This is a genomic window from Streptomyces sp. NPDC012835 (genome assembly GCF_042900885.1).
GTDB lineage: Bacteria > Actinomycetota > Actinomycetes > Streptomycetales > Streptomycetaceae > Streptomyces.
On record NZ_JBIBBW010000002.1, the window covers coordinates 1,264,011 to 1,278,077 of the forward strand.

The 14,067-nt window shown below is 74.4% G+C and carries 10 protein-coding genes and 1 pseudogene; 4 read left to right on the forward strand and 7 right to left on the reverse strand.

Annotated features, from left to right (window positions below):
- Positions 1-56 precede the first annotated feature (56 nt).
- Positions 57-863, forward strand: coding sequence for a polysaccharide deacetylase family protein (locus ACFY6S_RS13085; protein ID WP_388826850.1), 807 nt, complete (start codon positions 57-59; stop codon positions 861-863).
- 99 nt (positions 864-962) lie between these two features.
- The gene (locus tag ACFY6S_RS13090) at positions 963-2,108 is read left to right on the forward strand and encodes a DUF5925 domain-containing protein (protein ID WP_388826659.1); all 1,146 of its coding nucleotides are present in this window, start codon (positions 963-965) and stop codon (positions 2,106-2,108) included.
- Positions 2,109-2,215: 107 nt separating this feature from the next.
- Here the strand turns inward: ACFY6S_RS13090 and ACFY6S_RS13095 are convergent, their stop codons facing one another.
- From ACFY6S_RS13095 to ACFY6S_RS13105, 3 genes are all read right to left on the reverse strand, one after another.
- A complete protein-coding gene (locus ACFY6S_RS13095) occupies positions 2,216-2,590 on the reverse strand; it encodes a GntR family transcriptional regulator (RefSeq protein WP_388826662.1) in 375 nt (124 codons plus the stop codon).
- A gap of 109 nt (positions 2,591-2,699) precedes the next feature.
- A complete protein-coding gene (locus ACFY6S_RS13100; RefSeq protein WP_388826665.1) occupies positions 2,700-3,797 on the reverse strand; it encodes a methyltransferase domain-containing protein in 1,098 nt (365 codons plus the stop codon).
- 123 nt (positions 3,798-3,920) lie between these two features.
- Positions 3,921-4,796 (reverse strand): putative protein N(5)-glutamine methyltransferase, encoded by an 876-nt coding sequence (locus ACFY6S_RS13105; protein ID WP_388826668.1) that lies wholly within the window; start codon positions 4,794-4,796, stop codon positions 3,921-3,923.
- A 431-nt stretch (positions 4,797-5,227) separates the two neighbouring features.
- Between ACFY6S_RS13105 and ACFY6S_RS13110 the strand changes: the two genes are divergently transcribed.
- Positions 5,228-6,298: a lytic polysaccharide monooxygenase gene (locus ACFY6S_RS13110; RefSeq protein WP_388826671.1), complete on the forward strand. Its 1,071-nt coding sequence runs from the start codon at positions 5,228-5,230 to the stop codon at positions 6,296-6,298.
- Between the two features lie 52 nt (positions 6,299-6,350).
- On the opposite strand, the gene ACFY6S_RS13115 is transcribed toward ACFY6S_RS13110, so the two are convergent.
- From ACFY6S_RS13115 to ACFY6S_RS13130, 4 genes and pseudogenes are all read right to left on the reverse strand, one after another.
- The gene (locus tag ACFY6S_RS13115) at positions 6,351-7,226 is read right to left on the reverse strand and encodes an esterase/lipase family protein (protein ID WP_388826674.1); all 876 of its coding nucleotides are present in this window, start codon (positions 7,224-7,226) and stop codon (positions 6,351-6,353) included.
- A gap of 221 nt (positions 7,227-7,447) precedes the next feature.
- A complete protein-coding gene (locus ACFY6S_RS13120; protein ID WP_388826677.1) occupies positions 7,448-8,428 on the reverse strand; it encodes a hypothetical protein in 981 nt (326 codons plus the stop codon).
- Entirely contained in the window at positions 8,425-11,943 is a 3,519-nt protein-coding gene (locus ACFY6S_RS13125; RefSeq protein WP_388826680.1) for a DNA polymerase III subunit alpha, read from the reverse strand. Before ACFY6S_RS13125 ends, ACFY6S_RS13120 begins: the two co-directional genes overlap by 4 nt.
- 404 nt (positions 11,944-12,347) lie before the next feature.
- Positions 12,348-13,430, reverse strand: a pseudogene (locus ACFY6S_RS13130) (S1 family peptidase); the annotation flags it as partial.
- A gap of 397 nt (positions 13,431-13,827) precedes the next feature.
- Between ACFY6S_RS13130 and ACFY6S_RS13135 the strand changes: the two are divergent.
- The gene (locus tag ACFY6S_RS13135; RefSeq protein ID WP_388826683.1) at positions 13,828-13,974 is read left to right on the forward strand and encodes a hypothetical protein; all 147 of its coding nucleotides are present in this window, start codon (positions 13,828-13,830) and stop codon (positions 13,972-13,974) included.
- The last annotated feature ends 93 nt before the right edge of the window (positions 13,975-14,067 follow it).

Here is a 14,067-nt window from a genome sequence, read left to right on the forward strand (position 1 = left end):
TGGAGCGCGGGCCGGCGGCGGGGGGCGCCGCGCCACCGGACGCCGTGCCGGTCCTCATGTACCACGCCGTCGCGCGACGGCCCGCCCCCTCCGCCTACGCCCTGTCCGTCTCACCCGAGGCGTTCGCCGAGCAGATGGAGCTGCTCCACGAGCGGGGACGCACCCCGGTCACCACGGCGCGGCTGGCCGCCGCCTGGCGCGCGGGCGAGCCGCTGCCGCGCCGGCCCGTACTCATCACGTTCGACGACGGGTACGAGGGTGTCCACCGGCACGCGCTGCCGGTGCTCGCCTCGTACGCCTTCACCGCGACGCTGTTCGTCTCGACGGGGTGGCTGCGCGGCCGGTACGACGAGGGCGGCGCGCCCGACACCATGCTCGACTGGGACCAGGTGCGGGAACTGGCCCTGGCGGGCACCGAGATCGGCGGCCACAGCCACACCCATCCGCAGCTGGACCAACTCGACGGCGAGCGGCTCTCGTTCGAGACCGGGCGCTGCCGGGAGATCCTCGCCGCCGAGCTGGGCGCGGCGCCCGTCTCCTTCGCCTACCCGTACGGCTACTCCAGCCGCCGGGTGCGGCGCGCGGTGCGCGCGGCCGGGTTCGCCCAGGCGATGGCGGTGGGCAACGCGCCGGCCGGGCGCTGCCAGGGCCCGTACGCCCTGGAGCGGATGACGGTACGGCGTACCACCGGGATCGGGGAGTTCGCGCGGCTGGTCGAGGGCCGCCGCCTCGGCGTCGGCTTCGCCCGGGACCGGGCGCTGACCAAGGGGTACGCGGTGGTGCGCCGGGTCCGCCGGGCGGCGTCGGTGGCGACCGGGGCGGCGGCCGAGGTGGCGGCGGCGGTGTCGACGGGACGTGTGTGACGCGGTGGTGTGCCCGTGGCGGTTTCGGCGGTGATGTCACGGCCCCGCCACGGGCAAAACACCATGCGCGGCGGGCCCCTGTGCCGGATCATGTGCGACATGTCTGCCAAGCCACAGGACGCACTGCCGATCCGGCTCACCGTCGATGACAGCGACTCACCGTCGGACGTGGTCGACGCACTGTTCCTCGGCCGCTTCGCGACGGGCGAGCAGCCGTACTCCCACAGCTCCACCATCGACCGGGTCAAGCCCGGCTCGACCCTGCTGCCACCGGACTCCTCGGTGCTGCGCCGGGCCCGCGACGACGACCGCAACGCGACCCTCGCGGAGGGCGACGGCTGGACCCTGCTGGTGTCCCGCTGGAACCGTGGCGCCGATGTGACGGTAACGGCCGTCACCGCCGAACTCGCCGAGGAGATCCACCGGCAGGCGACCGACGGCGCGCGGGACAATCCGGAACCCCAGCCGGAGAACGTGTCCATGGGCTTCTGGTACGTCTCCCCCAGGCGAGGTCCGCACCGCACCGCGCGGCAGATCGCGGCCGGTGCCTGGGACGAGGTCAGGCCCAACTACACCGCGCCGGTCGCCGACGCGCTGGACCGGCTGATGAAGGTGACCCCGGACGACATCTCGGGACGCCTGCTGTTGCTGCACGGGCCGCCGGGCACGGGAAAGACCTCCGCGCTGCGCACCCTGGCCAGGTCCTGGCGGGAGTGGTGCCAGGTCGACTGCGTGCTGGACCCGGAGCGCCTCTTCAACGACGTGGGCTATCTGATGGACATCGCGATCGGCGAGGACGACGGCACGGCCAAGGGCCGCTGGCGGCTGCTGCTGCTGGAGGACTGCGACGAACTGATCCGCGGCGAGGCCAGGCACACGGCGGGGCAGGCGCTGTCGCGGCTGCTGAATCTCACCGACGGGCTGCTCGGCCAGGGCAGAAACGTGCTGGTGGGGGTGACGACCAACGAGGATCTGGAGCGGCTGCACCCCGCGGTGGTGCGGCCGGGCCGCTGCCTGGCCAGGATCGAGGTGGGATCACTGACCCGTGCGGAGGCGGTGTCCTGGCTGAGCGGTCGGGACGGGGGCCGGGACGGGGACGGCGGCCCCGGCCCGAGCGACGACTGGGAGGCCGCTGTCGGCCGCGAGGGCGCGACGCTGGCCGAGCTGTACGCGCTGCGGCGGGGGACGGGCCCGGCGTCGGTCCCGTCCCAGCACCTCGGCACGGACGCCGGGCTGTATCTGTGAGCACGGCCCGCGCCGCCGGCGCGGGCCGGTGCGCGGCGCGCGGGCCGTGGCCGGGCGTTCACGGGCCGCGGCCGGGCGCGCGGGTCACAACGGCCGTACCGCGCGGGTCACTTCGCGTAGACGGCCCGTACGGCTTCCTCCGCCGCCGCCAGCGCGGCGGCCCGGCCGAGGCCCAGCCGCCGGGCCCGCTCGGCGTAGGTCCGCGCGGCGGCGGCGGCCTCACGGTCGGCGGCCTCGCCCGCCGCCGCCACGAACGTACCGTTTCTGCCGCGTGTCTCGACCACCCCGTCGGTCTCCAGCGCGCGATATGCCTTGGCGACCGTATTGGCGGCCAGCCCCAGCTCCTCGGCGAGCCCTCGCACGGTGGGGAGTTTGTAGCCCACGGGCAGCGCGCCGGAGCGGGCCTTCGCGGAGATCTGGGTGCGCAGCTGCTCGTACGGGGCGGTCACGGCGGCCGGGTCGATCACGATCTTCAAGGTCACGGAGCGATTGTCCCCCACGACCCACCGCCACCGGGCGCCGTGCGGCACAGCTGGCCGGAACACGCCGGAACGGGCGCGGGGGTACGGCGCAGGCCCGGCGTCCCCGCCTTCAGGGCCTGCGGTCCGTGGCCGGAAGGGGAACCGACCGGTCGGGCCCGGCCGGCAGATGGGCGATCGGATCGCCGTCCTCGTGCCAGTGGATGACGAACCGTTCGCCCGTGCGATACGCGTCGAAGCCCGCGCGGCAGTAGGCGATCATGTCGTCGGGGAGGGCGGAGAGCGGATGCCAGGACAGCCCGGAGCACTTGTGGGGCTCGCGGTTGACGGGCACGCCGCCCGCGCCGTACTCCGCCTCGAAGAACCAGCCGACCCTGGGCGCGCCGGCCGGCCCCCGGTGCTGCATGACGAGCGCGACGCGCAGATCGCCGGGCGCGAGCGAGATCCCGATCTCCTCGGCCGCCTCCCGGATCATGGCCGCCCGCACGTCCTCCCCCGACTCGACATGCCCGGAAGGCGCGTTGAGCAGGCCGTCCCCGTAGCCCGTGCCCGCGCGGCGGGCGAGCAGCACCTCGTCTCCCCGGCGCACGATCAGATGGACATCGACGACCTCGGTGTGGCGTCGGGCCGGGGCGAGCCGGGCGACCAGCGCGTATCTCTCGTCGTCGACGGCGCGGCCCCAGAGCGCCGGGTCCGCCGAGAGCCTCTCGTGATGGACCCGCTCGGCGAGCGGGCCGAGCGCGGCGACCAGCCGCGCGGCGGGCAGGCCCGCGCCTGACCGGACGCCCTCGATCAGCACCAGCCGTCCCCCGGGACGCGGCAGCGACGCCCAGCCGCGCAACGCCGCCTCGGGATCGGGCAGCGCCCACAGCACGTGCCGGGCCAGCACCACATCGAACGCCTGCCGCGCCACGGGCGGCCCGGTCGCGTCCCCGACGAGCACCCCGGCGTCCGTCCCCGCCAGCTTCGCGCGGGCCAGCGCGGCCATGCGCGGCGACCGGTCGACCGCCGTCACCCGGTGCCCCGCCTCGGCCGCGAGCAGCGCGAGGCTCCCCGTACCGCATCCGAGATCCAGCACCCGCCCCGGCTCCCCCGGCAGCCATCCCGCCATTCGCCGGGCCCAGGCGGCCCTGACCACCGGGTCCAGCAGGCCATGGTCGGGCTCCTGGTCGAAGGTGTCGGCGAGCGAGTCCCAGTCGTCGGTGGTCATGCCCCGATGGTGCCAGTCGCCACTGACAACGCGGCGGGTCCGGCCGGGAGTCGGCGGACGGCAGCCAGCGGGTCAGCGGGACAGCGGCTGTGGTGACGCGGACCGGCGGCTGGTCGTCGTCGGTCACACCACCGGGTCCCGGCCGATCGCGCCGGGGCCGGCCGGGGCGGTCGCGACGACCACCGTCGCGTACAGCTCCTCCGCGTGGGCCACGTGCGGGACGAGCCCGTCGCGGGCGACCGTTTCCACCGCCGCCGGGGTCTGGTGCTCGCTCGTCTCGAAGAGCAGACAGCCGCCGGGCGCCAGCCACCCGCGCGCGCCGGCGCTCACACGGCGCAGGACGTCGAGGCCGTCGGCGCCGCCGTCCAGGGCGACCCTGGCCTCGTGGATACGGGCTTCGGGCGGAAGCAGGCCGATCTCCTCGGTGGGTACGTACGGGACGTTGGCCAGCAGGACATCGACGCGGCCCCGCAGCGCGGCGGGCAGCGGGTCGTACAGGTCGCCCTCGTGGACATGGCCGCCGACCGGGCCGACATTGCGCCGGGCACAGCGCACCGCTGCGGGGTCGATGTCGGCGGCGTGCAGCTCGATCCCGTCCAGGGAGGCGGCCAGCGCGGCGCCGAGCGCGCCGGAGCCGCAGCACAGGTCCACGACGACGGCGCCGGGCCGGGCGAGGAGGACGGCCCGGTCGACGAGGTACTCCGTACGGCGGCGGGGGACGAAGACCCCGGGGTCCACGGCCATCCGCAGTCCGCGGAACTCCGCCCAGCCCAGGACCTGTTCGAGGGGCAGTCCCCCGGCGCGGCGTTCCACCAGGGCGTCGAGTCCGGCCACCGTCGAAGCCGCGGAGAGCAGCAGGGCCGCCTCGTCCTCGGCGAAGACGCACCCGGCGGCGCGGAGCCGGGCGACCACAGCGGCCGTGGCCACCGGGGAGAGGAGGAGAGGCGGAGCCGGCGCGGAGGAAGCGGCGGCGGGGGAAGCGGAGGAAGGGACGGACATGGGTGAGCCTTTCGGGGATGCCGATGGGGCACTCCCGGCGGTCACCTAACTCCGAGGGACAGCGCGGCCGTGAGGAGGGAGCGCCCGGCCTGGTACAGCGGTGATGGGTCTCGCCTCCTTCGGTGGGGACGCGTCCGCCGGGGACGTGTCGTTCGCGCGTGCGACGGTCACCCTACCGGAGCCGTTCGGCGCCGGCCCGGACCTGAGCCGTATCCGCGGCGGCGTCGCCCGGCCCGCGCGCCGTGTCCCTTTCTCAGGGGTCGCTTAGCCTCGCCTTAAGGGGAGCATAAGAATCGCCATCACCCCCTCCGAACAGGCGATTTCGGGGTTCGGAGCGGCTAGCTTGCTGAGCGCTGGAGCGGTCCGGTGGCGGGGAGGCCGCCGGTCGCTCCGGCTGTTTTCCCCCTGCCGCCCAGAAGGAGAATCCGTTCATGACCCCTCGTCGCACGGCCATCGGGATCGTCACCCTCGGCCTCGCCCCGCTCGCGCTGGCCGGGCTCGCCGCCACGCCCGCCGCCGCCCACGGGTCGATGACGGATCCCGTCAGCCGGGTCGCCGCGTGCTTCGCGGAGGGGCCGGAGAGCCCGCGCTCGGAGGCGTGCAAGGCGGCGGTCGCGGCCAGTGGTGCGCAGGCGTTCTACGACTGGAACGAGGTCAACATCGCCGACGCCGCCGGGAACCACCGGCAGATCATCCCCGACGGGGAGCTGTGCAGCGCGGGCCGGGACAAGTACAAGGGGCTCGACCTGGCGCGCGGTGACTGGCCGTCGTCCGCCATGACCGCCGGCAACCGCACCTTCCGCTACAAGGCCACCGCGCCGCACAAGGGCTCCTTCGAGCTGTACGTGACCAAGGACGGCTACGACCCGGCGAAGCCGCTGAAGTGGTCGGACCTGGAGGAGAAGCCCTTCCTCACGGTCACGGACCCGAAGCTGGAGGACGGCGCCTATGTCTTCGACGGCGTCGTCCCGAACCGGACGGGCCGTCATCTGATCTACTCCGTCTGGCAGCGCTCGGACAGCCCGGAAGCCTTCTACACCTGCTCGGACGTGGTCTTCGGAGCGGACAACGGCAGTGCGGGCGGCGCGGCGCCGGAGGCTTCCGCGCCCACCGACCAGAAGATCGAGGACGGTACGGACAAGTCCACCGTCGACCACCACGGCCACGGCGGGGACGGGGCGGGAGCCGGTACGGGGGCCGCGCCCTCCCCCACCGAGGCCGGGGCGGGGACCGGTGTCGCCGACGAGCCGGCGGACGCCTCCGCCGCCCCCGGCACCACCGCCCCCAACGCCCCCGAGGCCAAGGCCGCGGGTGCCCCGGTCGCGCAGGAGGCCGAGCAGCCCGCCGGCGCTCAGGAGAACCTCGCCGAGACCGGTGGCAGCGGCACCACCCCCTACCTCGCCGTCGGCGGCGCGGCGGCCCTCGCGCTGGGCGCCGCCGTGATGTTCGGTACGGCGCGCCGCAGGGCCGTCGCCTCGGGCGGCGGGCGCCACGGGCGCTGATGCCCGGCTCGTCCGCGCGACCGCCGGAGGGACGGCGGTCGCGCGGACGCGGTCAGCCGATCGCCGACGCGCAGGTGGTCGGCGTGGCACGCGCCGGGTCGAGCGCGTTGGCCACCTCGTGGAAGGCGACCCGGTCGGCCAGGCCGATCGTGGCGTGTTCGGACAGATCGAGCGCGCACAGGTCCTGGATCAGCACGTTCCGTACGTCGGAGCCGGTCAGGAACTGGGAGCGGTACGGGGTGACCACCTCGTCGTACCGGGTCGCGATGACCGTGTAGCGCACCCCGGGGACCGTGTCACCCCCCTCGTTGAGCTTGGTCAGCAGGGGGGACCCGGCTATCTGGTCGGCCAGCGCCGGGGTCTTGTCGGTCAGCAGGTCCTCGGCGCCGGGGAAGTACGGCAGCAGCCGGGTCAGCCCGAGCAGGGTGGTGCCGCGGTTGCTGGGCGCGATGGCGACCAGCGCGTTCACCTTCGGCGCCCCGCCGAGGAATTTCAGGTAGTAGCGCGGCATCATGCCGCCCTGGGAGTGGCCGACGAGATCGGCCTTCGCCGCGCCGGTGGCGGCGAGCACCCTGTCCACATACGCGGCGAGCTGGCCGGCCGAGGCGTCGACGGGCCCGAGGCCGTGGACGAACGGGACGCCGGGGAGCTGGCCGTAGTCGAGGGAGAAGACGCAGTAGCCCCGGTTCACCAGGTACGGGGCGAGTCCGAGCCAGTTGTCGACGGAGTTCGCGAACGTGCCGTGGACGAGGACGACGGGGCGGGGATGAGCGGCGGAGGGCTTGCACGCGTAGTCGTTCCAGCCGCTGCTCGGCGCTGCGGCGACGGTGGAGGGGGAGCTGGTCGCGGCGACGGCGGGGGTGACCGTGACCGTGGTGGCCAGCAGTAGCGCGGCCAGCGTACCGAGCGCGCGTTTCCAGGGCAGCATCAGGCGATCTCCTTGCGGCTCAAGGGAATTGCGATGACTGTCAGCCCTGTGGCCCGGACCACATTGGCGGCTGTGCAGGTCAAGTTACGCACGAGTAAGGTGAAGAAGGGAAGTTACGTGCCGGTAAAACTCCCGCGGCCCGCGCCCCCTCTCCCCGCCCCGTGAGCGCCCCTTCGTCCGGCCCCGGCCGGCGCGCCCTCACCTCATGCCGCACCCCGCCCTCACGCGGCCAGCGACCCCGGCACGATCGCCCGTGGACCGAACCTCGCCCGCGCCAGATCCGCCACCGCCTCGATCCGCCGCGCCCGCTCGTCCACCGGGTCGAACGTCAGCTGGCGGGCGGCCCGTTCGGCGGCCACCAGCCCCTCGGCCCGTACCGAGAGGCCCCGCACCCGCGCCCGTTGCAGCCCGAGCGACTCATGGACGCGGTATACGGCGGCGGCGAGCGCGGCCGAGTGGGCGGTGGGCTCGCGCAGCGCGCGGGTACGGGTGGTCGTGGAGCGGTCCGCGTAGCGCACGGTGAGGGTCAGCGAGCGGCACACCGTTCCCGCGCCGCGCATCCCGGTCCCCAGTTCCTCGGTGATCGAAAGCAGTGCCCTGCGGTGCAGCTCGTGGTCCAACTCGTCCCGGGGGAAGGACCGTTCGGCGGCGACGGAGCGCGCTGCGGCGTTCGGGGCGACCACCGTACGGTCGATGCCGCGCGCCTTCTCGTACAGCTCACGCCCCGGGCGCACCCCCACGATCCGCTGGAGCGTCGAGAGCGGCACGTCCGCCGTCCCGCCGACGGTGTCGAGTCCGTACGAGCGCAGCGCGCGGGCCGTCGCGGCGCCGACGCCGGGCAGCGCGGCGACCGGGCACGGCGCCAGGAACTCCCGTACGGCGCGCTCGTCGTCCGCCACCACGAGCGTCGTTCCCGGCGCGGCCCGCCGGGCGGCCATCCGCGCCAGCAGCGGGGTGGCGGCCACGCCGATCGCGCAGCCGACGCCGAGGTGCGCGAGCGCCCGCACCCGCAGCACGGCGGCGATCCCGGCGGCGTCCCGCCCGAAGTACCGCCGCGCGCCGCGCACATCGACGAGCGCGGCGTCCGGCGGCAGCGCCTGGACCACGGGGCTGATGTCCTCGGCGAGGCCGAGCAGCGCCGGCAGCGCGGCGGGCGCGGCTTCGGCGCCGTTCTTCCCTTCGAGCCGTACGCAGAGGATCATCCCGCGCTCCCCGGGCTGGCGTGCCAGAACTTCCGGCCGGTCGCGGCTCCTTCGCCGGGCGGCCGCAGATCCGCCCACGGGTTCAGCTCGTAGCCCGTGGCCAACTGGATACGCCGGCCGGAGCCGCCCGGCGCGGAACCGGAGCCGGAACCGGGAGCGGAACCGGAAGCGGGGACGGGAGCGTCCAGCGCCGCCGCGACCGCCTCCAGGCCGCCCGTCCTGCGCAGCTCCACCAGCTCCGCCAGGTTCCAGGCCGCCACGCCCACCACGCTCAGGCTCCGCGCACCGCGCCGCTGCACCACCCCGCGCACCAGCAGCAGCCAGGAGTGGAAGACGGTGTGCGCGCACGCCTCGTGGCTGTCGTCGAAGAAGGCGAGGTCGACCAGGCCCGTACCGTCGTCCAGCGTGGTGAAGATGACCCGTTTCCCGGAGCGGACCGGCGGGGTCTGCGTGGCCACCTTGGCGCCCGCGACCAGGACGGTCCTGCCGTGCTCCGCCTCCCGCAGCCGCTTGGCCGGCAGCGCCCCCAGCTCGTCCAGGAAGGCGTGGTGGTCCGCCATCAGATGGCGTGAGGCGTCCATGCCGAGGACGCCCAGCTCGGCGCTGAGCCGCTCCGCGTCCCCGAGGTCGGGCAGCCCGGCGGGGGCCGTACGCCGCCCTCCCTCCAGCGGAAGCTGGTCACCGTACGCGCCCGCGCCGCGCCGCGCGCCGGCCAGCTCGGACAGATGCAGCAGCAGATCGCGCCGGTTGGCGCCGAACATGTCCAACGCGCCCACCTGCGCCAGCCGTTCGGCGACGGGGCGGGCGGGTCTGGCCCGCTGCCAGAAGTCGCGCAGCGAGGAGTAGGGCTGCCCGGCCTCGATCCGCGCCGCCTCGGCCTCGCTGATGCCGTGCACGTCGAGGAGGGCCAGCCGCACCCCCCAGATGGAGCCGCCACCCCCCTCACCAGACACCAGTTCGATTTTATGAGCGGCCGTCGACCGGTTCACGTCCAGCGGCAGCACCGGCACCCCCCGCCGCCGCGCGTCCGCCAGCAGCAGCCGCTTCGGGTACATCCCCGGGTCGTGGGTGAGCAGCCCGGCGTAGAAGGCCGCCGGGTGGTGCGCCTTGAGCCACGCCGACTGATAGGTCGGTACGGCGAAGGCCACGGCGTGCGCCTTGCAGAAGCCGTACGAGCCGAACGCCTCGACGATCTCCCAGGCGCGCGCCACGACGTCGGGCGCGTACCCCCTCTGCCGGGTCAGCCGGTCGAACCAGGCGCGGATACGGCCCAGCGACTCCGGGTCGGACAGACCGCGCCGCACCTTGTCCGCCTCCTCCCGGCCGCAGCCGGTCATGATGTCCACCATCCGGATGATCTGCTCGTGGAAGACGACCACGCCGCAGGTCTCGCGCAGCGGCGCCGCCAGGTCGGGATGGGGAAAGCGGACGGGCGCCCTGCCGTGCCGGGCCTCGATGAACGGCCGCACCATGTCGGCCGCCACCGGACCGGGCCGGAAGAGGGAGATGTCGACCACCAGATCGTGGAAGGTGGCCGGCTGGAGCCTGCCGATCAGATCGCGCTGGCCCGGCGACTCGATCTGGAAACAGCCCAGCGTCTCGGCGGACCGGATCAGCCGGTAGGTCTCCGGGTCGCCCTCCGGCACCTGCTCAGGATCGTCGATGTCCACCGGCTCCCCGGTGGCCCGCGCGATCTCGGCGACCGCGTGCGCCATCGCCGACTGCATCCGTACGCCCAGCACATCGAGTTTGAGCAGCCCCAGGTCCTCGACGTCCTCCTTGTCGAACTGGGACATGGGGAAGTGCTCGCCGCTGGTCGGCACCACCGGGGTACGGCGCAGCAGCGAGGCGTCCGAGAGCAGCACGCCGCACGGGTGCATGGCGACGCCGCGCGGCAGCGCGTCCAGCGCCTCCACCAGCTCCCACATCCGGGCGCGGCGGCCCTTGTCCCGCGCCACCTCGCGCAGCTCCGGCAGCTCCTCCATCGCCGCGCGGGCGTCCTTGGCCCGGATGTGCGGGAACGCCTTGGCGATCCGGTCGATCTCGGCGGGGTCCATGGAGAGGGCCGCGCCCACGTCCCGTACGGCGTGCCGCACCCGGTAGGTCTCGGGCATGGCGACGGCCGCGACCCGGCTGGGGCCGAAGCGGTCGAGGATCGCGCGGTAGACCTCCAGCCGGCGGGCGGACTCGACGTCGATGTCGATGTCGGGCAGACCGGGGCGCCGGGTGGAGAGGAAGCGTTCCATCAGCAGCCCGTGCGCGACCGGGTCGGCCTGCGCGATGCCCAGCAGATGGTTGACCAGGGAACCGGCGCCCGAGCCGCGCGCGGCGACCCGGATGCCCATCCCCCGGATGTCGTCGACGACCCCGGCGACGGTGAGGAAGTACGAGGCGAAGCCCATCCGGTCGATCGTGCCCAGCTCGGCGTCGAGCCGCGACCAGTACTCCCGGTGGTCGCGGCGCCGGTCGTAGCCGCGCAGCACCATCCCGGCGGCGGCGCGCGAGCGCAGCACCCGGGAGGCGGTGCGGCGGTCCGCGCCGACCAGCCGGGGCTCGGGGAAGTGGACGGAGCCGAGCCCGAGATCGTCCTCGGGGTCGACCAGACAGGCCGCCGCCGTCTCCTCGGTCAGGGCGAGCAGCCGGTGCGCGGTGTCGCGGCGGAACCCGGCCGCCTCCGCGACCAGCTCGGCGGTGCGGACCATCGCGTCCGGGTCCTTGAGCCAGCGCTCGCCGCTGTCCAGGCCCCGGCGCGGATCGACGGGGACCAGCAGGCGGGCCGCGTCGAGGACATCGGCGACGGGGCCCTGCCCCGGATCGGCGTAGCGCACGTCGTTGCTGAGCACCGCGCGGACGCCCTGCTCGGTGGCGAAGCCGAGGGTACGGGCGGCGTGGCGCAGCGAGCCGGGGCCGGTGCCCGCCCCCGTACCGGTACGTCCGTGGTGCACGATCTCCAGGCGCAGCGCGTCGCCGTAGATCTCCCGCCAGGGCGCCAGCAGCCGGGCGGCCCGGTCGGGGCGGCCCGCCGCGAGGGCGCGGCCGGTCTCGGAGTCCGGGCCGAGGAGGACGGTCAGTCCCGCGCCGTGGTTGTCGGACCAGGGCAGCAGCGGGCCGCCCTCGCCCGCCGCGTGCGCGGTGGAGACGAGCCGGCACAGCTCGGCCCAGCCCGCCGCGCCGTCCCTGGCGAGAAAGAGCGCGCGGGGCGCGGACTCGTCGACGAAGGCGCCGCCGCGCACAGGGGTGCGCCGGCGCGTGGTGGCGCCGGAGTGCCCCTCGCGCGGGTCCCGCTCGCGCGCCGGGCGCTCGCCTATCGCCAGCTGCGCGCCGAAGATCGGCCGCACCCCCTCCTTCGCGCATGCCTTGGCGAAGCGGACGGCGCCCGCGAGGGTGTCGCGGTCGGTCAGGGCGACGGCGTCCATGCCGCGCTCGGCGGCGCGCCGCGCCAGCCGTTCCGGGTGGGAGGCCCCGTAGCGCAGGGAGAATCCGGAGACGGTGCGCAGATGCGTGAAGCCGGGCATCCGCACCTCCTGGATTCCTGGATCAGTCCGTTCTCACCCCCCTTGTCCCGCTCCACCATAGACCAAGTTTCGAACGTGCGTGCGATGTGTTTCTCCGGCCCCGGACACACGGCGGAGCCCGGACCGCCGAGCGGGCGGTCCGGGCTCCTGCGGTGAGCCGGTGGTGCGGGTGGTGCGGGTGGGAGGGGCGGTCAGTCCGACCGGCTGCCACTCCGGTGGGCGGAACCGTGGCCGTTTCCGTCGGCGTTCCCGCCCTCGTTCGCGTCGCCGACAGCGTCACCGGCCTGGTCACCCGCCGGGGCGCCCGCCTGGTCACCGGCGGCCTCGCCCGCGCCGGAGCCGTCACCGGCGGCGTCGCCCGCACCCGTGTCGTCGCCGGTGGCGTCGCCCGCGACCGACCCGTCGCCGATCTCCGCGCCGACCTCGGCGAGCGCCGTCGTCACCGGCTGGAAGAACGTCTCGCCGCCCGAGGTGCAGTCGCCGCTGCCGCCCGAGGTCAGCCCGAGCGCCGTGTCACCGTCGAAGAGCGAGCCGCCGCTGTCGCCGGGCTCGGCGCAGACGGTGGTCTGGATGAGCCCGTTGACGATGTCGCCGTTGCCGTAGTTCACCGTGGCGTCGAGCCCGGTGACCTGGCCGTCGGAGACCTCGGTGGTGGAGCCGCTGCGGACCACCCGCTGCCCGACGACCGCCTCGCCCGCCCGGGCGATCCGCTGGCTGCCGCCGTCGTAGAGGTTCACCTCGCTGGGGGCGTCCGCGGCGGCGTCGTCGTACTTGACCAGCCCGAAGTCGCTCGCCGGGAAGGCGGAGGCGACGGTCGTCCCGATCCGGTCGCCCTGCGCGTCGGACCACGTCTGGATGGACTCCGTGCAGTGCCCGGCGGTCAGGAAGTGCGGCGCGCCGTCCTTGACCACGTTGAAGCCGAGCGAGCAGCGCGCGTTGCCGCCCAGGATCGGGTCCCCGCCGGAGACGAAGGTCTTGAACTCCCCCGCCGACTTCTTGAGTTCGGCCTTGCCGCCGAGTCCTTCCACCACGCCGCTGAGCGTGTCCCACGCGTCACCGGTGACCGTACGGTCCGCCGTGACGACCACCTTGTTGGTGACCGGGTCGACCGCCCAGGACGTACCCGCAATGGTGGCCCGGTCGGCGAGGGTCTGCCGGGCGCTCCTCAGCTCGGCGGTGGAGTACTGGACGACTCTGGCCTTGCCGCCCGCCTGCCGCACGGTCTCGGCCGCCGACTCGTCGACGACATTCATCACGAGGGCCTTGGAACCGGCCTCGTAGTACCAGCCGGCCGCGCTCCCGCCGAGATTCCCGCCGAGGGTGGACGCGAGGGTGCCGGCCGCCGTCGCCGACAGGGTCTTCGGCTCGAACGGGGGCTTCTCCTCACTGGCGTTCGCGTTCTGGAGCGTGACACCCGCGAGGGCCAGCGCCACCACGGCGCCGCCCGCCATGGTCACACGCTTCTTGGATATACGCCGATGACTCAAGATCAACCTCCTGTGGGGCCCGCGCCGGAGTATGTGGGGGATCCGGCGCGGGGATGAGGCGGCCCACTATTGCGAGACCGGTCAGCCGAACACAAGGTCGGCTTCAGGACGATCACGCGAGCAGAGGTGTCGGCTGGCGGCAGCGGCGAAACCCCTGCCGGGAAGGGGATTTCGGGGCCCCGGAACACATGGGGTGACGGCTGTGTCGGCGGCCGGTGAGGACTAGTCCTGTCTTGAATCCGTGCCACGTACGAACGGTGTTTTCCGTTCACGGTCCGCGGTGTGACCTTACAGATCCGGCCCCGCGCCCGGGCAATCGAGGGCGTGGGCCTTGGCGTGTTCGGCCGGCCGGTGCGCTGCCCAGTGGGTCGCCTCGTCCGAGATCACCCGGGGGCGGGTGCGTCGGCTCCGGTCGGCCACCCTCACGGCGCTGGCCCTGCCGGCGCTCTTCCTGGCGCTGGAGCAGTGGGCGAGCGCGGTGTACGAGACCGAGCACGTCGTCCCGCCGCAGCACACGGACTGGCCGGCGCGGCACCGGAGTTGAGGTGACCGGCCGGTCAGGCGGGGGCCGGGACCCGGTGTCGGGCGCGTTCGACGCCGTCGCACCAGATCACGTGACCGGCTTTCCGCGCTCCCG

Bases quoted from the DNA above. Each gene is read 5' to 3' on its own strand.
- ACFY6S_RS13085 (WP_388826850.1), top strand. From the start codon at position 57: ATGTACCACGCCGTCGCGCGACGGCCCGCCCCCTCCGCCTACGCCCTG.
- ACFY6S_RS13090 (WP_388826659.1), top strand. From the start codon at position 963: ATGTCTGCCAAGCCACAGGACGCACTGCCGATCCGGCTCACCGTCGAT.
- ACFY6S_RS13100 (WP_388826665.1), bottom strand. From the start codon at position 3,797: ATGACCACCGACGACTGGGACTCGCTCGCCGACACCTTCGACCAGGAG.
- ACFY6S_RS13105 (WP_388826668.1), bottom strand. From the start codon at position 4,796: ATGTCCGTCCCTTCCTCCGCTTCCCCCGCCGCCGCTTCCTCCGCGCCG.
- ACFY6S_RS13110 (WP_388826671.1), top strand. From the start codon at position 5,228: ATGACCCCTCGTCGCACGGCCATCGGGATCGTCACCCTCGGCCTCGCC.
- ACFY6S_RS13115 (WP_388826674.1), bottom strand. From the start codon at position 7,226: ATGCTGCCCTGGAAACGCGCGCTCGGTACGCTGGCCGCGCTACTGCTG.
- ACFY6S_RS13120 (WP_388826677.1), bottom strand. From the start codon at position 8,428: ATGATCCTCTGCGTACGGCTCGAAGGGAAGAACGGCGCCGAAGCCGCG.
- ACFY6S_RS13125 (WP_388826680.1), bottom strand. From the start codon at position 11,943: ATGCCCGGCTTCACGCATCTGCGCACCGTCTCCGGATTCTCCCTGCGC.